This window comes from Agromyces sp. NSFZ (genome assembly GCF_056156205.1).
This window is the reverse complement of the sequence record NZ_CM149585.1, coordinates 293,529-309,797: the sequence shown is the minus strand read 5'-3', so window position 1 is coordinate 309,797 and position 16,269 is coordinate 293,529. Positions and strand designations below refer to the sequence as shown.

Below are 16,269 nucleotides of genomic sequence, written 5' to 3'. Positions count from 1 at the left end.
TTCAAGATCATCAGGACCCCCGACGAGCGACGTGATCATCGAGGTCGTGGAGATGGAGGTCGGAACCGCAGATCGCCGTTGCCGTCACGCGGATCACCGCGTCGGTCGGCTCGACCACGGTCGCGTCGGGGACGTCGACGACACGAACGTCCTTCGCGGACAGCCAGGTGAGGGCTTTCATACCACGTTCCTGCGCGTCGCCGGAGTGCGACGGCCGGGACTTCACGTGCCAGGACGTACCGACGATCGGCGAGCGACGGCTAGAGTCTCGCCATGGGCAAGTTCATCTACAACTCCTCGTCGCGCGAACTCGAGATCGACGACCGCACCCTCGCCCACCTCCGCGTGGCCGTCCTCAACAAGCTCCGTCGCTCCGAGAGCTTCGCCATGACGTGGGAACACGGCGTGGAGAACGGCAGCGGACGCACGACGATCTGGTTGCACGAGTCCATCCCGCTGCAGTTCGTCTTCAGCGGCAATCGGCCCCCCAAGCTCAACCGCGTGTGGATCGAGCAGTTGCTGCTCTCGGCGAACAGCACCGCCGGACTGCAGTTCGTGCCCGAGCCCGCCGAGGACGACCCGATCGACGAGTGAGCGTCAGTCGACCGGCTCGATCTGCGTACGCACGAACTGCTGCTCGGCCGGCGACAACCGATCGGGCGCAGCGGCGCCCGTGATCGACTCGATCTCGGCAGCGGTCTGCCGGTCGATGTCGGCGCCGAGTTCGGCGAGCAGCCGGTGCTTCGACTCGATCGACAGCCGCGGCCACCATCGCTCGATCGCCACCCGCCCGGCTCCCTCGGTGCCGTTTCCGCCGCTCATCGCGTCTCCCTCCGACCTCATCCCGCGTCACCCCGGGCCTCAACGCGGCGCCTCCGACTGCCGCCCATCGCGTCGCCTCCGACTGCCCACTTCCCGTCTAGCAGTCGCCTCCGGGTGCGGCAACCCCCTCGCTCTCTCGAGAAGCGCCTGCTTACCGTGGATCGCGGACACCGACCTGGTGCCCGGAACGGAGGATCACCATGAGCACGACCCTGAACGCGTCGATCGATGTCGACGTCCCCGTACGCGTCGCGTACGACCAGTGGACCCAGTTCGAGTCGTTCCCCGAGTTCCTCGGTGGCGTCGACTCCGTGAAGCAGATCGATGACTCGCTGACCCACTGGGTCGTCTCCATCGGCGGCGTGAAGCGGGAGTTCGACGCCGAGATCGGCGACCAGGTGCCCGACGACCACGTCGCGTGGCGCAGCCTGGGCGGCGAGGTCATGCACCGTGGTCGCGTCGAGTTCACCCCCAAGGGTCCCGACGAGACGAAGGTGGACCTGGAGATCGAGTGGGAGCCCGAGGGCTTCGTCGAGAGCGCGGGCGCCGCGCTCCAACTCGACGACATGCAGGTGAAGAGCGACCTCAAGCGGTTCAAGGAGTTCGTCGAGGAGCGCGAGTTGCCGACCGGCGCCTGGCGCGGTGAGATCCACGGCGGCAACCCGAGCCCGACGACGCGTACGTCAGGCACGACGGGCACCATCGGGACCGACCCCGACCTGAACCTCTAGCAGGCGACGGCCCCGGGCGTGACGTCGGGTGCCGGCAGACGGGCGAGACGCAGACCTACGCGGTCTGCGTCTCGTTCTTCTCGCTGGTGGCCTGCTGCTTGCCGCTGCTGACCTCTTGCACGTCGACGCCGACCTGCACGGGCTGGTCGGCCATGGTGGCGATGGGGTCGGTGTCGAGGTGCTCGGGTACGAGCTGTACGCCGCCGGTGCTGTTCGCCGATCGCATGAGCTCCTCGATCCAGTTGCGGCTCAGCTCGGGCGCCTCCGGCTCGTCGAATACGAACCGCAGCGGAATGGACGGATGCAGCCACAGCGTGCTGCGGCCACGGGGTTGATCCTCCGTGTGCTGCCACGAGAGGGTGAAGCTCTCGCCTCGCCGCAGCTTGGTCGTGATGGCGATCTTCAGATGCGCGAGCGCACGATCTTCGATGCCGATCGGCGTCCCGGAGTCCCCGTAATATAGCGTGCCCACGCGTCGAGCATACGCCCCCGATCGCAGGAGCGGGCGGCCCGAGGGCCGCCCGCTCCGACGCGACTGCTCAGGGGATCACACGGTCCGGTTCCCGCTCATGTACCGCACGAGGAACACGATGGCCGCGATGACCAGGAGCGCGAGACCCACCCACAGCAGGAAGTTCAGCGTGGGGACGATCCCGCCCGTGATCAACAGCACGATGGCGACGATGGCGATGATGGCGACGAGGATGTTCATGATCTCTCCTTCGGGTGCTCCGCACTCGTGGTGACGAGGCGGCCGGCGGCGCGTCCCGCCAGGCGGGCCGAACCTCGGGACGAGGGTACGTCCCGTGTCAGCGACGGTATTGGGACTCGCGCTCCCACGGCGAGGGGTTGACCCCCGTTCGAGGGTGGTGCTACTCGCGCCCGTGGAATGGAGGTCGGCCGGGCGGACCTGTCAACCCCCTGCAGGCGCGCACGCCCCCGCGTAGCGTGGCTGCCGACCTTGGAGCTGCAGATGACCAGTGAACAGCTGACCGATCCCACGACCAAGCACACGACCGACCCCTTCCCTCGTCAGGAGCAGGCGCCGCCGGGGCTCACCGAGCGCATGGCGCCCCAACCCGACCACGGCGAGTACAGCTATCGCGGCAACGGTCGCCTCCACGGCCGGCGTGCCCTCATCACCGGCGGCGACTCCGGCATCGGACGTGCGGTGGCCATCGCGTACGCCAGGGAGGGAGCGAAGGTGGCTATCGCCTACCTTCCCAGCGAGCAGGTCGACGCCGAGGAGACGGCGAACTGGATCTCGGATGCCGGCAGCGACCCGCTGCTGCTCCCCGGCGACCTGCGCGAAGAGGACCACTGCAAGGACCTCGTCGACCACACCGAACAGGCGTTCGGCGGCATCGACCTGCTCGTGCTGAACGCCGCGCACCAGCGGAACCGTGGCGGCATCGACGAGATCCCCACCGCGGACTTCGAAGCCGTCGTGCGCGTGAACCTCTTCGCACCGGTGTTCCTCGCCAGGGCGGCCGTGCCGCTCATGGACGCCGGCTCGAGCATCATCACCACCACATCGATCCAGGGGTTCGACCCGTCGACCGAGCTGGTGGACTACGCCATGACCAAGGCCGCGCTCGTCGCGTTCACGAAGGCGCTCGCCGAGGAGCTCGGGCCGCGCGGCATCCGCGTGAACGCCGTCGCGCCCGGACCCATCTGGACCCCGCTCATCCCGTCGACCGGATGGCCCGACCACTTGCCCGACTTCGGCCGCAACACCCCACTCGGTCGGGCCGGGCAGCCCGCCGAGCTCGCGGGCGCATACGTGTACCTCGCGTCGGACGACGCCTCGTACGTGTCGGGTGCCGTCGTCCCAGTGACCGGCGGACGCGGGCTGTGACGCCGCGACGCGCAGGCGAGCGGAAAGCGCACGCAGGAGGAAGGAGCATCCCATGCCGGGACGCAAGAACTCGTCGCTGAAGGACCCGAAGCTCTACGAGGAGCTGCGCAAGGACGGCGCGTCGAAGGAGAAGGCCGCCCGCGTCTCGAACGCGGCAGCCAGCCGTGGCCGCAGCGCCGTCGGTCGCAAGGGCGGCAAGTCCGGCGACTACGAGGACTGGACCGTCGACCAGCTCAAGAAGCGGGCCAAGGAGCTCGGCCTCAGCGGGTACAGCAGCAAGCGCAAGTCCGAGCTGATCTCGGCACTGCGAAACCACTGAGCCGCGGATGCCGCGCCTCAAACGGGTCGAACCCTATGTCTCGCCCGGGTTCACCCGGGTGCGGCGCGGGCGCGGCTTCACGTACGTGCACTCCGACGGCGGCAGCGCGGGCCGCGCCGAGCGTTCCCGAATCGCCGAGCTCGCCATCCCGCCCGCGTGGGAGGACGTCTGGATCGCGGAGGCCCCGAACGCGCACATCCTCGCCGTCGGCGTCGATGCCGCCGGTCGCCGCCAGTACCTGTACCACCCGGTCTGGCGCGAGCGGCAGGACGCCGAGAAGTTCCTGCGCATGACCGCGCTCGCCGAGGCGCTCCCTCTCGCCCGCCGGGGCGTACGACGCGATCTCGCGCTCGAGGAACTGCCCCGCGAGCGCGTGCTCGCCGCAGCCTTCCGCACGCTCGACCTGGGCGGGATCCGCATCGGCTCGGAGGAATCGCTCGCCGGATTCCGGAGCCGCGGGCTCACGACCCTCCTCGTGCGGAATGCCCGGCTCGAGGATGCGAAGACGGTTCGCCTGCGCTTCCGCGCCAAGGGCGGCATCGCCCAGGACGTGCGCGTGGCCGACCCGGCGCTCGCGACGTTCGTCGGGCGATCCACCGAGCGCTCGCCGTCGGCACGGCTCTACGCGTGGTCGGAGGGCCGCCGGATGCGTCCGGCGTTCCCCGTCGACGTGAACGAGGACATCCGGGCACGCACCGGCGGCGACTTCACCGCCAAGGACTTCCGGACCCTGCGCGGCACGATCGCCGCGGCGGACCGTCTCGCGGACATCGGCCCCGAGGCGACGGCCAGGGCCAGGGGACGCGCCATCCGGGACGCGATCGAGCACGCCAGCGACGTGCTCGGCAATACGCCGACCATCGCGAAGGCGAGCTACGTCGACCCTCGGGTGCTCGCCGAATACGAGCGCGGCCGGGTGATCACTCGGCGCGGCGAGCGTGAACGTGCGCTCCTCGCCCTCCTCGTCGAGGACGAGGGGGGCGAGTGACGTCGTCAGCCGGCGACGGGCTCCGCGCGCTTCTCCGACAGGTGGCTCGGGTCGATGTGCTCCTCGACGAGCATGATGCCGCCCGTGCTGTTCGCCGAGCGCATCAGGTCTTCGACCCAGTCGCGGCTGAGCTCGGGGGGCTCGGGGTCGTCGAACACGAAGCGCAGCGCGATCGAGGGGTGCAGCCAGAGGGTGCTCCGGCCGCGAGGTTGGTCTTCGGGGTGCAGCCACGACAGGGTGAAGCTCTCACCGCGTCGGAGCTTGGTCGTGATGGCGACCTTGAGATGCGCGAGTGCCCGGTCTTCGATGCCGATCGGCGTACCGGACTCGCCGTAATAGAGAGTGCCCACGGTCAAGGGTAACCCGGAGCCGCATGTGCGCCCCCTGTACGAGGGGTCACGGTTCGAGCATCACTTCGTCGGGCGACGTGTCGGGGCGCAGTCCCCGCCAGCGCGGATGCCGGGCCACTCCGGTCCGCGTCCATTCGCCGAACTCGATCTCACCGACGAGCTCGGGCCGAACCCAGACGGCGTCGGTGACGTCCGTCGCCGGCACCTCGACGAACGGCGACGCCTCCTGGCGCCGCGCCTCGAGCTCGGCGAGGATGCGCTCCGCCTGCAGTTCGCCGAGGCCGCTGCCGACGCGCCCGGCGTACTCGAGTCCCCGCGCTCCGGGGATGCCCACGAGGAGGGATCGGATGCGCCCCGTGCGGGTGCCGATGCCCTTGCGGTATCCCCCGATGACGACGTCCTGGGTCTTCGTCACCTTGATCTTCACCCAGTCGGCCGAGCGTGCGCCCGAGCGGTAGCGCGAATCGGGCCGTTTCGCCACGATGCCCTCGAGGCCGAGTCGCCGACTCTCCTCGAGCGCCTCGTCTGGCGGCCCCGGCGCCTCCGCCGGCATCTCGATGGGGATGCCGCGGCGCGGACGCACGAGCCGACGCAGGCGGTCCCGGCGTTCGCGGTACGGCTCATCGGCGACCGATTCGCCGCCGATCTCGAGCACGTCGAAGAGCAGCAGTCGCACGGGGACGGTGGTCGTGAGACGTTCGATCTCGCGAGCGCGAGTGAGGTTCATCCGGGACTGCAGGCGTTCGAAGCTCGGCCGCCCCTCGTCGTCGAGCGCGACGATCTCGCCGTCGACCAGGGCGTCGGCGGCGAGCACCTTCGGCAGTGCGGCGAGTTCGGGGTAGCGCGCGGTGACGTCGTTGCCGTTGCGGCTCAGCAGGCGGATGCCCCCGCCCTGCGCGCGAGCGAGCACCCGGATGCCGTCCCACTTCCACTCGAGGGCCCACTCCTCGCCCGCGAGCATACCGAGGGTCCCCGCCGTCGCGAGCATGGGTCGCTCGGTGATGGCCGGCGCAGTCCCCGACCGTGGAGCCGATGCATCCGCGGATCGAGGAGCGCCCGGCGGAGCCGGACGCGTCTCGACACCCGCCCGCGCGGGCGGGTTCCGAGACGCCTCCTCCGTCGGCTCCTCGACCTGCGATCGCTCCGGCTGCTGGTCCTTCATGCGATGCAGCAGCCAGCTGCTCTTCTCCCCCTCGCCGTCGGTGCGGATCAGCGCGAGGCGCACCTGCCCGAGGGGACCGCCGGGTCGCCCGGCGAGGTCGACGATGATCTCGTCGTCGCGCCACTTCTCGGCCTCGTACGTGCCGGCGTCCCAGATCGTGACCGCGCCGGCGCCGTACTCGCCCGCGGGTATCGTGCCCTCGAACGAGCCGTACTCCATCGGATGGTCCTCGGTCTGCACGGCGAGGTGGTTGGTCGCGGCGGTCGCGGGCACGCCCTTCGGCACCGCCCAGCTCTTCAGCACGCCGTCGCGCTCGAGCCGGAAGTCGTAGTGCAGCCTGCGCGCGTGGTGCTCCTGGATGACGAACGTCGGCTCCTCACCGCCCGCGGCGCCCCAGCTCGACTCCGGCATGGGCTCGGGCGTCACGCCCGTCTTGCGCATCGACAGGTACGTCGCGAGCGGCCCATCATGCGAGGTCGCCGTCAGTGCGGCGATGGGGTCGTCGCCGGATGCCACCCGCTCGAGCACCTCGTGCGCCTCGAGATGCCGCAATCCCGGGTCGTCGAGCTCCTCCCAGGTGCGCGGCGCGGCGACCGTCGGACGCGGACGCCCGCGAAGCGAGTACGGCGCGATCGTCGTCTTCTTGCCGTTGTTCTGGCTCCAGTCGATGAGCACTCGGCCCTCGCGCAGCGTCTTCCGCATGTTCGACACGATGAGCTCGGGATGGTCCGCCTCGAGCGCACGCGCGAGCTCGCGCGCGACGGCGGAGATCTGCTCGGACGTCTGGCGTCCGTCGACGGCGGCGTAGAGCTGCATCCCCTTGCTCCCGCTCGTCACGGGCCAGGACTCGAGCCCCATGCCGGCGAGGATCGGCCGCACGAGGCGGGCGGCCTCGGCGCACTCGACGAGTCCCGTGCCGGGTCCGGGGTCGAGGTCGAAGACGATGCGATCGGGGTTGGCGGGATTCCCCTGCGGGTCGAAGCGCCACTGCGGCACGTGGATCTCGAGGGAGGCCTGCTGTGCGAGCCAGACGAGCGTGGCCCGGTCGCCCGCGATCGGATACGTCTTCGGCCCATCGGAGTGGTGGATGACGCCGCGCCGCACCCACTCGGGGGCGTTCTCGAGGTTCTTCTCGAAGAACGCGGGCTCAGGGGCGTCCGCGGTGCCGACGCCCTGGACCCAGCGCTTGCGCGTGACGGGTCGTCCGGCGACGAGCGGCACCATGACCTCGGCGACCTCCGCGTAATAGGAGATCACCTCGCCCTTGGTCATTCCCGTCTCGGGATACATGACCTTGTCGAGGTTCGTGAGCCGCAGCCTCCGGCCATCGACCTCGACGAGCTGGCGCGTGTCGGCCATCCCTCCATCCTTCCGGTTCCGGATGCCGCGGGCCACCCCTCCGGCAAGGGCTACCCCTCGCGGGGTCGCCGGGTGTCTACTTGAGGAATGCGAGCCGTCTGGAAAGGGGCGGTCACATTCGGCCTCGTCAATGTGCCCGTCAAGCTGTACAGCGCCACCGAGGACCACGACGTGTCCCTGCACCAGGTGCACGATGAGGACGGTGGGCGCATCCGCTACCAACGCAAGTGCGAGGTGTGCGGCAAGGTCGTCGACTACAAGAACATCGACAAGGCCTACGACGACGGCGAGCGCACCGTCATCATCACCGACGACGACCTCAAGGCGCTGCCCGCAGAGCGCAGCCGCGAGATCGAGGTCGTCGAGTTCGTGCCGACCGAGCAGATCGACCCGATCATGTTCGACCGCAGCTACTACCTCGAGCCCGACTCGGCGTCGTCGAAGGCGTACGTGCTGCTCCGGCGCACCCTGGAGTCCACCGACCGAACCGCCATCGTGCGCATGGCCCTCCGGCAGAAGACCAGGCTCGCGGCGCTGCGCGTGCACGGCGACGTGCTCATGGTGCAGACCCTCCTGTGGAGCGACGAGGTGCGCGCCGCCGAGTTCCCCTCGCTCGACGAGCCCGTGAAGATCTCGTCGAAGGAGCTCGACCTGTCGAAGCAGCTCGTCGAAAGCCTCGTCTCCGACTTCGACCCCGAGCAGTTCGTCGACGAGTACCAGCAGGAGCTGCGCACCCTCATCAGGGCGAAGCTCGAACAGGGTGAGGCGCTCGACACGGCGGCGACGTTCGGCGAGCAGCCCGAGGAGGAGGGCGGCGAGGTCATCGACCTCATGGAGGCGCTGCGCCAGTCGATCGCCGCGAAGCGCGAAGGCGGCGGGGCAGCGAAGGACGCTGCGAAGGCGGGAAGCGCCGCGGCCGGGGCGAAGGGTCGCTCGTCGGGCTCGACGGCATCAGGCTCGAAGGCGGGCTCGAAGACCGGCTCCGGGGACGGCGCGAAGAAGAAGGCGCCGGCGAAGAAGAAGGCCGCCTCCTGACGACATGACGACGGCGCGCGGCATCCGATCGGATGCCGAGCGCCGCACGGTCGGTGGGATTCAGCCCTCAGGCGTCGGCCTTGCACTCCTCGGTGACCGCGGTCGCAGCCTCCTGGATCGCCGTCTGGTGCTCGGCGACGGCCTCGGCGTCGACCTCGGCCTCGGGGTCGGACGGCAGCGTCTCGGCGAAGTCTGCGGCCTCGTCGATCGCCGCGCCGAGCTCTTCGACCGCACCGGCGACATCGTCGTCGGCGTCATCGGCGAGTTCGCCGGCGCGCTCGCTGTAGCCCTCGAGCGCGGACGTGATCTCGCTCGGGTCGCCCCCGGCGGCGAGGGCGTTCTGCGCACCGTTGGAGATGTCGCGCGCCTCGGCGCGCACCGTCTCGCATGAGTCGGCCGCGGCCTCACCGCCTCCGCCACCGGCGGTGCAGCCCGAGAGCAGCAGGGCACCCGCGAAGACGAGCGCGGCGGACAGCTTCATTCGTTGCATTTGCATATACTCCCTGATCTGGTGTTTTCCAGCCTATCGATGACCCACTGACATCCGTCGGTCGGATCCTGCCACTCTCGTGCCACACTTCGTGTCGGCGATCAAGGGCCTGCCGTGCGAGGGCGACACCTCGTAGGATCGCGACATGAGCACCGAAGACGAGACGGCGGCGCCCCGCAACCCCGAGTCCAGGCCCGGCGACCCGGCCCCGCTCAGTGATACCGAGCAGACCCGCAAGGACGTGAGCTACAGCCCGGGCAGCGAGGCCGAGACGGCCGCGAAGCAGGCCGACCCCGTGCCAGAGGCGATCGACGACGACATCGACGCGTCGCGCATCCGCGCCGTTCCCGGTACCGGAGGACCCGACGACGCCGGCGACATCGAGATGTCTCCGGAAGAGGTCGAGCGCTGAGCGCGTCGGACGCCGCGAAGCGTCGCGCCGCGGTGATCTACAACCCCGTCAAGGTCGACCTCGAGGAGCTCCGCGCCGCGATCGCGGCCGAGCCCGGAACCGAGGGCTGGGCCGAGACGCGGTGGTTCGCCACGACCGAGGAAGACCCGGGCACGGGCCAGGCCGAGCAGGCTCTCGAGGAGGGCGCCGACCTCGTCATCGCGGCCGGTGGTGACGGCACCGTGCGCGCCGTCGCCCAGGTCGTCGCCGGCTCATCCGCCGCACTCGCGCTGCTGCCCTCGGGCACGGGCAACCTGCTCGCCCGCAACCTCGACCTCACGCTCGACGACCTCGGCAACTCGATCCGCGTGGCCTTCACGGGCGTGGATCGCCGGATCGACCTCGCCTGGACCGACATCCGCCGCGAGGACGGCAAGGTCGAACGGCAGGCGTTCCTCGTGATGGCCGGGCTCGGCCTCGACGCCAAGATGCTCTCGCACACCGATGAGGAGCTGAAGGCGAAGGTCGGCTGGCTCGCGTACGTCGACGCGATCCGCAAGGCGCTGCGGGACAAGAACCGATTGCGCATGCGCTATCGCCTCGACAGGCACGGCACGCGATCGGTCTCGGCGCACACCCTGATCATCGGCAACTGCGGCTCGCTGCCGGCGAACATCATGCTGCTGCCCAAGGCGGCGATCGACGACGGAAGGTTCGAAGCCGTGTTCCTGCGTCCCGAGAGCGCCTGGGGCTGGCTGCAGATCTTCGTCAAGGTCATCTGGGAGAACGGCGTGCTGCGTCGCACGAAACTCGGGCGCAAGATGGTGGGCCGCGACGTCGACGCCATCCGCTACATCAAGGGGCAACGCATGGACGTGGTGCTCAGCCGCCCCGAGGAGCTCGAGCTCGACGGCGACGGCTTCGGGCGCACGCAGGCGTTCCGCACGTGGATCGAGGCCGGCGGCCTCGCCGTGCGAGTGCCGGCCGAGGCGGAGGAGGCGGAGGCACTGGCGGGGGCGTAGGCCTTCAGCGGATGCCCCCGCCGACGTTCCCCGGAGCGGCAGGTCCGGCGTCCCCGAGGCGTCCGATGTCACAAACACGACGTGCCGGTTGTCGTATCTGTAGGTCCCGTGGTCCACGCCCGGGACGGAGGGGAACGACCATGCGGTTGATGCGTCCATTGCACCATCGAGCGGTGCACGAGTTCCGTGCCGCGGCCGAACGCGGTGACACTGCGCGACTGTCGTCGCTCCTGGACCCGGCCGTCGCCGTCGTCGTCGACCGGGGCGACCCGGAGCACCCCGCGATCAGGGTCGTGCGAGGAGCCTACGAGGCGATCGCCCTGCTCGTGCACGCCATGGCGGCGAAGCCCGACCTCGTCATCGAGGAACTCCCGGTGAACGCCCAGGCCGGGTTGATGGTGCACCGCGGCGCGGAGACCATCGCGGCGATGACCGTCGACTTCACCGGAGGGCTCATCAGCGTCGTCTGGGTGCGTTTGCGACCCGAGCGGCTGCGTCACGGGAACGCGGTCTGACCGCTGGCTGCCGCCGGAGAGGTTCGAGAGCGGAGACGGCGGGATTTGAACCCGCGGTCCCCTTACGGGGACTCCACCTTAGCAGGGTGGTGCACTCGACCGGACTATGCGACGTCTCCTCGCGCGGCGCCTGCGCGCACACGCGAGAGCCATCATAACCCGCGGACCCGGCAGATGACGATTCCGGCATCGGTTCCCTTCGACAGGCTCAGGGAACGGATGCCTGACAGGGCTCAGGGAACGGATGCCGCTACTGGTCGTCGAGCGTACGGCCGGCCGAGCAGCGAACGTCGGCCGCGGTCTGGCCGCTGACATCGCTCGGCAACGTCTCGACCACCGGCGCAGGAGCGGCCGGGTCGACGGGCGCTTCCTCGACCGGGGCCTCGACGGGTGGCGGGGCGTTGGGGTCGGCGGCGGACGCGAAGGAGGCATCTTGGGCGGCCGGGTCGAAGAGGACCGACGTGTCGTTCTGGAGCGCCAGGTTCACGATCTCGGCGGAATCACTGGGGATGAGTGCGCCCCCGTCCTCGACCGAGGCGGTCGGGTACTGCACGAACGCGATCTTCGCGAGATCGGTGTCCTTCAGCGCCTTGGCGATGGAGATCATGCGCGTCGGGTCCATGAGGCTGTCGGAGAGCTGCATGTTCTGGAGTGCGGCCTTGGCGATGGAGTAGAGCTTCGCCGGGTCGGTCAGCGTGCCCTCCGCCTGCAGCTCGCGCGCGAGCGCCGACATGAACACCTGCTGGTTCGAGATGCGACCGAGGTCGCTGCCGTCACCCACGCCGTACCTGGTGCGCAGGAACTGGAGCGCCTGCATGCCCTTCAACTCGTGCATGCCGGCCGGGAGGAACAGGTCGGTGTGCTCGTCCTCGATGGGCTCGGCGACGCAGACGTTGACGCCGCCGACGGCCTCGGAGATCGCCGCCGCGCCCATGAACTGCACGATCCCCGCGAAGAGGATGGGCACGCCGGTCAGCTCCTCGACGGTCTTCACGACGCACGGCATGCCGCCGTAGTCGAGCACCGAGTTGATCTTCACGCCGTACTGCTCCCAGAGCTCCTCGCCCGAGTCGGGGTCGGTGCATCCCTCGGGCACGTCGACGAGCATGTCGCGCGGAAAGCTCACCACGGACGCGTGACTGTGGTCTTCGGAGATGTGCAGGAGCAGGTTGACGTCGTTCAACACGCTGGTCTCTTCTTCGGGGTCGCCGAATCCGTCGCCCTGACCCTCGCGACTGTCGCTGCCGATGACGAGCAGGTTGAGACCGCCCTCGATCGCGCCGACGTCGGGCACTCCCTCGAGCGCGGCCTCGTTGCCGAGCGTCACGGTCGGCTTCGCGGTCGCGGCGAGATCGAACGCCGCGTACGCGGCGACTGCGGAGCCCGAGACGAGTGCGACCGCGACGACGGATCCGAGGATCTTCACGAGCGTCTGCCACGTGCCGTGGCGCTTGAGCCGGCCGTGGCGGGCGATCGAGGGGGCCTTCGCGGAGCGACGCGAGCGGTGGCGCAGGTCCTCGTTCAACCGGATTCCTCTCGTGTCGTCGTCTCCCGTGTGCGCGGAGGGCGTGGGATTCGAACCCACGAGGCATTGCTGCCCACTGGTTTTCAAGACCAGCTCCATCGGCCGCTCGGACAGCCCTCCTCGGCGGCACGGCGACACCCGGCGAGGGGTGACGACGTGCGGCAGGCCCCGATTCTAGCGGAAGCGGGTTCCAACGAGACTTCCAGCACACCCTGAGAGGCTGCTGAAGCCGCTCATCCCTCGTTCGCGCTCGAGCAGCGGACCTCGGCCGCGGTCTGCCCCGTGACGTCGCCTGGGAGCACCTCGGCGGGCGTCTCGGGAACGGCCGGCGCGGAGGCATCGCCGGTCGCCGGCGCCTCGGGCTGCGAGGGCACCACCGGCTGGGCGTTGGGGTCGGTGACCGTGCCGAAGTCGGTGCTCGCGGTGGCGTTGGGATCGATCGCGACCGGACGGTCGGCCTGGAGCGCCGCGTTGAGGACGGTCGCCGATTCCGTGGGAACCACTGCGCCGAAACCCTCGGTGTACTCCGTCGGGTACTGGACGAAGGCGATCTTCGAGAGGTCGATGTCCTGCAGCGTCTTCGCGATCGAGACCAGCTGCACGGGATTCTGCAGCGCAGACGACAGGGTCATGTTCGAGAGCACGGCCTTGGCGATGGAGTAGAGCTTCACCGGGTCGCCGAGCGTTCCGGAACCCTGCATCTCGCGCATCAGCGACGCGAGGAACGTCTGCTGGTTCGAGATGCGGCCGAGGTCGCTGCCGTCGCCCACACCGTGACGCACCCGGAGGAACTGCAGCGCATCCATGCCTTGGAGGGAATGCACACCGGGCTCGAGATGCACCCCGGTGTACTCGTCGTCGATCGGCTCCGCGACGCAGACCTCGACCCCGCCGACGGCCGACGACAACGCGGCGACGCCGTAGAACTCCACGATGCCGCCGACCGGGATCTGCACGCCGGTCAACTGCTCGACCGTCGCCGCGACGCAGTTGAGGCCGCCCCATGCGAGGACCTCGTTGATCTTCGTGTCGTACAACTCGGGCAGGAGCGTGGACGGATCCTCGGGGTCGGGACACTCCGGTACGTCGACGAGCAGGTCGCGTGGGAAGCTCACCACCTCGACGTGCGTGTGATCCTGCGAGATGTGCAGCAGCATCGTGACGTCGTTCAAGATCGCCGAGTCCTCTTCGGGGTCGCCGAATGCGCCGTCCTCGGTGCGCTTGTCACTGCCGACGAGCACGAAGTTGAGTCCGCCCTCCATGGCGCCGATGTCGGGCACGCCCTCGAGGATCTTCTCGCTCTCGAGCTCCACGGCGGGCTTCACCGAGTTGATCAGGTCGATGCCGGCATACGCCGCCACCGCGGTGGCGCTCACGGCGAGCACGCCGAGGACGGAGGCCGCGATCTTCCCGTAGGTCACCCACGTGCCGTGTCGGGGCATGCGCGCATGGCGAGCCGGGAGGGTAGGGCCACCCGCGGATTCGCGCGTGTTCGGCGTGGTCACGGTGCCCCCTTCCGTCCCCTGATCCTACGCGGCACACCTGTGCGGGTGCCGTATACCGGTCACGGCAACGAGTCGAGCACCGTGGCGAGCCCGGCGTGGTGGATGTCACCGGTGACCTCGTCGGCCGCCGCGCGCACCTCGTCGGGCGCCTGCCCCATGGCGACGGCTCGGCCTGCCGCCCCGGCCCACGCGAACATCTCCAGGTCGTTCCGCCCGTCGCCGACGGCGATGACACGATCGAGCGGCACGTCGAGCCAGCCCCGCACCCGTTCGAGCGCGGTCGCCTTGCTCACGCCGTCGGGCGCGATGTCGAGCCATGCCGTCCAGCCGATGGCGTAGCTGACCTGGTGCAGGCCCATGTCGTCGACGAGCTGCAGGAACTCCTCGAGTTCGTGGTCGGGCGAGATCACCACAACGCGCGTCGCGCGCCGGTCGAGCAGTTCCTCGAAGGTGACCTGCTGGGCGTTGTCGAGGTTCCAGTCGCTCATGCCCTCGGTGTAGAACCGGAATCCGTCGGGCACCTCGACCATGAACCGCCCGCTCGGCAGGTGCGTGCGGATGCGCTCGAGCACGCCGGTGGGGTCGAACGTCTCCACGTGGGCGCGCGCGTACCCGCCGGCGGCGGTGTCGTCGCGTCGCATCGTGATGGCGCCGTTCGCGGAGACCACGTACTCGGGCCGCAGCCGCAGGCGCTCGAGCACGGGTGCCGTCGTCGCCCACGAACGGCCGGTCGCCAGGGTGACCTCGTGTCCGCGGGCGACGGCCGACGAGATGGCGTCGGAGACGCGCTCGTCGATCGCCTCGTCCTCGTGCATGATGGTGCCGTCGACATCGAGCGCGACGAGCCACGGCTCGACCGCGGGGAGGGCCTGCGGCATCCGCTCGCTCACCGTGCGACGGGCTCCAGCACCTCGAGGCCGCCGAGGTAGCCGCGCAGCGCCTCGGGCACGACGACCGAGCCGTCGGCCTGCTGGTGGGTCTCGAGGATCGCCACGATCCAGCGCGTGGTCGCCAGGGTGCCGTTCAGGGTGGCGACGGGAGTCGTCCGGCCGTTCCCGGTGCGGTGGCGGATGTCGAGGCGACGGGCCTGGAACGTCGTGCAGTTCGAGGTCGACGTGAGCTCGCGATACGCCTCCTGCGTCGGCACCCATGCCTCGATGTCGTACTTGCGTGCGGCACTCGACCCGAGATCGCCCGCGGCGACGTCGATCACGCGATAGGCGAGGCCGAGGCTCCGCAGCATGTCCTCCTGCCAGGCGAGCAGCCGCTCGTGCTCGGCCTCGGCGTCGTCGGGCAGGGCGAAGCTGAACATCTCGAGCTTGTTGAACTGGTGCACCCGGATGATGCCGCGCGTGTCCTTGCCGCCGCTGCCGGCCTCGCGGCGGTAGCACGTCGACCAGCCGGCGTACCGGAGCGGACCGTTCGACAGGTCGAGGATCTCGTCGGCGTGATATCCGGCGAGCGCGACCTCGCTCGTGCCGGTCAGGTACAGCTCGTCTTCGGGCAGGTAGTAGATCTCGTCGGAGTGGGCACCGAGGAATCCGGTGCCCTGCATGATCTCTGGGCGCACGAGCGTCGGCGTGATGAGCGGCGTGAATCCGGCGGCCAGCGCGCGATCGAGGCCCATGGTCATGAGCGCGAGCTCGAGCCGTGCCCCGACGCCCTTGAGGTAGTGGAATCGAGCGCCCGAGACCTTGGCGCCGCGCGGCATGTCGATGGCGTCGAGCAGTTCGCCGATCTCGAGGTGATCGCGGGGCTCGAACCGGAACGCCGGGATGTCGCCGACCTCGCGGAGCACCACGTAGTCGTCTTCGCCGCCGCCGGGCACGCCGTCGATGACGACGTTCTCGAGGCGACCCACCGCGAGGATGAACTCCGACTCGGCGTCGTTCGCCGCCTGGTTCGCGGCCTTGACCCGGGCGGCGAGCTCCTGCGCCTGCGCCACGAGCTCGGCCTTCGCCTCCTTCGGAGCCTTGGCCACCTGCTTGCCGAACGCGTTCTGCTCGGCCCGCAGCGACTCGAAGACGGTGATCGCCGTGCGGCGTGCGGCGTCCGCCTCGACGGCCGCGTCGACGAGCTCTGTTGGCTCGCCCCGCAGCTCCTGCGAACGCTTGATCAGCTCGGGGTTCTCGCGAAGCAGCACGGGGTCGATCACCCGAGCAAGTCTAGCCGCGGCATCCGCCCGCACCGCGAGCGC

19 protein-coding genes, 2 tRNA genes and 1 pseudogene are annotated in these 16,269 nt (G+C 69.8%); 9 read left to right on the top strand and 13 right to left on the bottom strand.

Annotated features, from left to right (window positions below):
* Window positions 1-10: 10 nt before the first annotated feature.
* Window positions 11-181, bottom strand: coding sequence for a hypothetical protein (locus ACVFI9_RS01510; protein ID WP_474764285.1), 171 nt, complete (start codon window positions 179-181; stop codon window positions 11-13).
* A gap of 92 nt (window positions 182-273) precedes the next feature.
* Here ACVFI9_RS01510 and ACVFI9_RS01505 point away from each other — a divergent pair, with 92 nt between their 5' ends.
* On the top strand, window positions 274-594 hold the full coding sequence (locus ACVFI9_RS01505; protein ID WP_474764284.1) for a DUF7882 family protein: 321 nt from the start codon (window positions 274-276) through the stop codon (window positions 592-594).
* A 3-nt stretch (window positions 595-597) separates the two neighbouring features.
* Here the strand turns inward: ACVFI9_RS01505 and ACVFI9_RS01500 are convergent, their stop codons facing one another.
* Window positions 598-822, bottom strand: a complete 225-nt coding sequence (locus ACVFI9_RS01500) for a hypothetical protein (RefSeq protein WP_474764283.1) — start codon at window positions 820-822, stop codon at window positions 598-600.
* A 200-nt stretch (window positions 823-1,022) separates the two neighbouring features.
* On the opposite strand from ACVFI9_RS01500, the gene ACVFI9_RS01495 reads away from it, so the two are divergent.
* Window positions 1,023-1,553 carry an SRPBCC family protein gene (locus ACVFI9_RS01495; RefSeq protein ID WP_474764282.1) on the top strand — a complete coding sequence of 177 codons (531 nt, stop codon included), beginning with the start codon at window positions 1,023-1,025 and terminating at the stop codon, window positions 1,551-1,553.
* A 166-nt stretch (window positions 1,554-1,719) separates the two neighbouring features.
* Here the strand turns inward: ACVFI9_RS01495 and ACVFI9_RS01490 are convergent.
* Both ACVFI9_RS01490 and ACVFI9_RS01485 read right to left on the bottom strand, forming a co-directional pair.
* A pseudogene (locus ACVFI9_RS01490) lies at window positions 1,720-2,025 on the bottom strand (DUF7882 family protein); the annotation flags it as partial.
* Window positions 2,026-2,100: 75 nt separating this feature from the next.
* Entirely contained in the window at window positions 2,101-2,265 is a 165-nt protein-coding gene (locus ACVFI9_RS01485) for a hypothetical protein (RefSeq protein WP_474764281.1), read from the bottom strand.
* Window positions 2,266-2,526: 261 nt separating this feature from the next.
* Here ACVFI9_RS01485 and ACVFI9_RS01480 point away from each other — a divergent pair, with 261 nt between their 5' ends.
* Genes ACVFI9_RS01480 through ACVFI9_RS01470 form a run of 3 tightly spaced genes read left to right on the top strand, consistent with a single transcriptional unit; the run spans window position 2,527 to window position 4,718 of the window.
* Window positions 2,527-3,411 (top strand): SDR family oxidoreductase, encoded by an 885-nt coding sequence (locus ACVFI9_RS01480; RefSeq protein WP_474764280.1) that lies wholly within the window; start codon window positions 2,527-2,529, stop codon window positions 3,409-3,411.
* 52 nt (window positions 3,412-3,463) lie between these two features.
* The gene (locus ACVFI9_RS01475) at window positions 3,464-3,730 is read left to right on the top strand and encodes a DUF7218 family protein (protein WP_474764279.1); all 267 of its coding nucleotides are present in this window, start codon (window positions 3,464-3,466) and stop codon (window positions 3,728-3,730) included.
* A gap of 7 nt (window positions 3,731-3,737) precedes the next feature.
* A complete protein-coding gene (locus ACVFI9_RS01470; RefSeq protein WP_474764278.1) occupies window positions 3,738-4,718 on the top strand; it encodes a DNA topoisomerase IB in 981 nt (326 codons plus the stop codon).
* A 5-nt stretch (window positions 4,719-4,723) separates the two neighbouring features.
* On the opposite strand, the gene ACVFI9_RS01465 is transcribed toward ACVFI9_RS01470, so the two are convergent.
* Together ACVFI9_RS01465 and ACVFI9_RS01460 are read right to left on the bottom strand one after the other, a co-directional pair.
* Window positions 4,724-5,068, bottom strand: a complete 345-nt coding sequence (locus ACVFI9_RS01465) for a DUF7882 family protein (RefSeq protein WP_474764277.1) — start codon at window positions 5,066-5,068, stop codon at window positions 4,724-4,726.
* 46 nt (window positions 5,069-5,114) lie between these two features.
* A complete protein-coding gene (locus ACVFI9_RS01460) occupies window positions 5,115-7,589 on the bottom strand; it encodes an ATP-dependent DNA ligase (protein ID WP_474764276.1) in 2,475 nt (824 codons plus the stop codon).
* A gap of 87 nt (window positions 7,590-7,676) precedes the next feature.
* On the opposite strand from ACVFI9_RS01460, the gene ku reads away from it, so the two are divergent.
* Window positions 7,677-8,624 (top strand): non-homologous end joining protein Ku, encoded by a 948-nt coding sequence (gene ku, locus ACVFI9_RS01455; RefSeq protein WP_474764275.1) that lies wholly within the window; start codon window positions 7,677-7,679, stop codon window positions 8,622-8,624.
* A 67-nt stretch (window positions 8,625-8,691) separates the two neighbouring features.
* Here the strand turns inward: ku and ACVFI9_RS01450 are convergent, their stop codons facing one another.
* Window positions 8,692-9,114 carry a hypothetical protein gene (locus ACVFI9_RS01450; protein ID WP_474764274.1) on the bottom strand — a complete coding sequence of 141 codons (423 nt, stop codon included), beginning with the start codon at window positions 9,112-9,114 and terminating at the stop codon, window positions 8,692-8,694.
* Window positions 9,115-9,259: 145 nt separating this feature from the next.
* Between ACVFI9_RS01450 and ACVFI9_RS01445 the strand changes: the two genes are divergently transcribed.
* From ACVFI9_RS01445 to ACVFI9_RS01435, 3 genes are all read left to right on the top strand, one after another.
* Entirely contained in the window at window positions 9,260-9,526 is a 267-nt protein-coding gene (locus tag ACVFI9_RS01445) for a hypothetical protein (protein ID WP_474764273.1), read from the top strand.
* Window positions 9,527-9,558: 32 nt separating this feature from the next.
* Window positions 9,559-10,527, top strand: coding sequence for a diacylglycerol/lipid kinase family protein (locus ACVFI9_RS01440; RefSeq protein WP_474764272.1), 969 nt, complete (start codon window positions 9,559-9,561; stop codon window positions 10,525-10,527).
* Between the two features lie 173 nt (window positions 10,528-10,700).
* Window positions 10,701-11,042: a sigma-70 family RNA polymerase sigma factor family protein gene (locus ACVFI9_RS01435; protein ID WP_474764271.1), complete on the top strand. Its 342-nt coding sequence runs from the start codon at window positions 10,701-10,703 to the stop codon at window positions 11,040-11,042.
* A gap of 30 nt (window positions 11,043-11,072) precedes the next feature.
* Here ACVFI9_RS01435 and ACVFI9_RS01430 read toward each other — a convergent pair.
* The 6 genes from ACVFI9_RS01430 to serS form a co-directional block, all read right to left on the bottom strand.
* Window positions 11,073-11,161: transfer RNA gene (locus tag ACVFI9_RS01430), tRNA-Ser, on the bottom strand.
* Between the two features lie 131 nt (window positions 11,162-11,292).
* Entirely contained in the window at window positions 11,293-12,567 is a 1,275-nt protein-coding gene (locus tag ACVFI9_RS01425; protein ID WP_474764270.1) for an LCP family protein, read from the bottom strand.
* A gap of 35 nt (window positions 12,568-12,602) precedes the next feature.
* Window positions 12,603-12,687: transfer RNA gene (locus ACVFI9_RS01420), tRNA-Ser, on the bottom strand.
* A 113-nt stretch (window positions 12,688-12,800) separates the two neighbouring features.
* On the bottom strand, window positions 12,801-14,009 hold the full coding sequence (locus tag ACVFI9_RS01415) for an LCP family protein (RefSeq protein WP_474764269.1): 1,209 nt from the start codon (window positions 14,007-14,009) through the stop codon (window positions 12,801-12,803).
* 122 nt (window positions 14,010-14,131) lie between these two features.
* On the bottom strand, window positions 14,132-14,950 hold the full coding sequence (locus ACVFI9_RS01410; protein ID WP_474764268.1) for an HAD family hydrolase: 819 nt from the start codon (window positions 14,948-14,950) through the stop codon (window positions 14,132-14,134).
* An 8-nt stretch (window positions 14,951-14,958) separates the two neighbouring features.
* Entirely contained in the window at window positions 14,959-16,227 is a 1,269-nt protein-coding gene (gene serS / locus ACVFI9_RS01405; protein WP_474764267.1) for a serine--tRNA ligase, read from the bottom strand.
* Window positions 16,228-16,269 lie beyond the last annotated feature (42 nt).

What these genes read in the sequence shown, in the direction of transcription:
- ACVFI9_RS01510 (WP_474764285.1), bottom strand. Translation starts at nt 181, where the DNA reads ATGAAAGCCCTCACCTGGCTGTCCGCGAAGGACGTTCGTGTCGTCGAC.
- ACVFI9_RS01505 (WP_474764284.1), top strand. Translation starts at nt 274, where the DNA reads ATGGGCAAGTTCATCTACAACTCCTCGTCGCGCGAACTCGAGATCGAC.
- ACVFI9_RS01500 (WP_474764283.1), bottom strand. Translation starts at nt 822, where the DNA reads ATGAGCGGCGGAAACGGCACCGAGGGAGCCGGGCGGGTGGCGATCGAG.
- ACVFI9_RS01495 (WP_474764282.1), top strand. Translation starts at nt 1,023, where the DNA reads ATGAGCACGACCCTGAACGCGTCGATCGATGTCGACGTCCCCGTACGC.
- ACVFI9_RS01485 (WP_474764281.1), bottom strand. Translation starts at nt 2,265, where the DNA reads ATGAACATCCTCGTCGCCATCATCGCCATCGTCGCCATCGTGCTGTTG.
- ACVFI9_RS01480 (WP_474764280.1), top strand. Translation starts at nt 2,527, where the DNA reads ATGACCAGTGAACAGCTGACCGATCCCACGACCAAGCACACGACCGAC.
- ACVFI9_RS01475 (WP_474764279.1), top strand. Translation starts at nt 3,464, where the DNA reads ATGCCGGGACGCAAGAACTCGTCGCTGAAGGACCCGAAGCTCTACGAG.
- ACVFI9_RS01470 (WP_474764278.1), top strand. Translation starts at nt 3,738, where the DNA reads ATGCCGCGCCTCAAACGGGTCGAACCCTATGTCTCGCCCGGGTTCACC.
- ACVFI9_RS01460 (WP_474764276.1), bottom strand. Translation starts at nt 7,589, where the DNA reads ATGGCCGACACGCGCCAGCTCGTCGAGGTCGATGGCCGGAGGCTGCGG.
- ku (WP_474764275.1), top strand. Translation starts at nt 7,677, where the DNA reads ATGCGAGCCGTCTGGAAAGGGGCGGTCACATTCGGCCTCGTCAATGTG.
- ACVFI9_RS01450 (WP_474764274.1), bottom strand. Translation starts at nt 9,114, where the DNA reads ATGCAACGAATGAAGCTGTCCGCCGCGCTCGTCTTCGCGGGTGCCCTG.
- ACVFI9_RS01445 (WP_474764273.1), top strand. Translation starts at nt 9,260, where the DNA reads ATGAGCACCGAAGACGAGACGGCGGCGCCCCGCAACCCCGAGTCCAGG.
- ACVFI9_RS01415 (WP_474764269.1), bottom strand. Translation starts at nt 14,009, where the DNA reads ATGCCCCGACACGGCACGTGGGTGACCTACGGGAAGATCGCGGCCTCC.
- ACVFI9_RS01410 (WP_474764268.1), bottom strand. Translation starts at nt 14,950, where the DNA reads ATGCCGCAGGCCCTCCCCGCGGTCGAGCCGTGGCTCGTCGCGCTCGAT.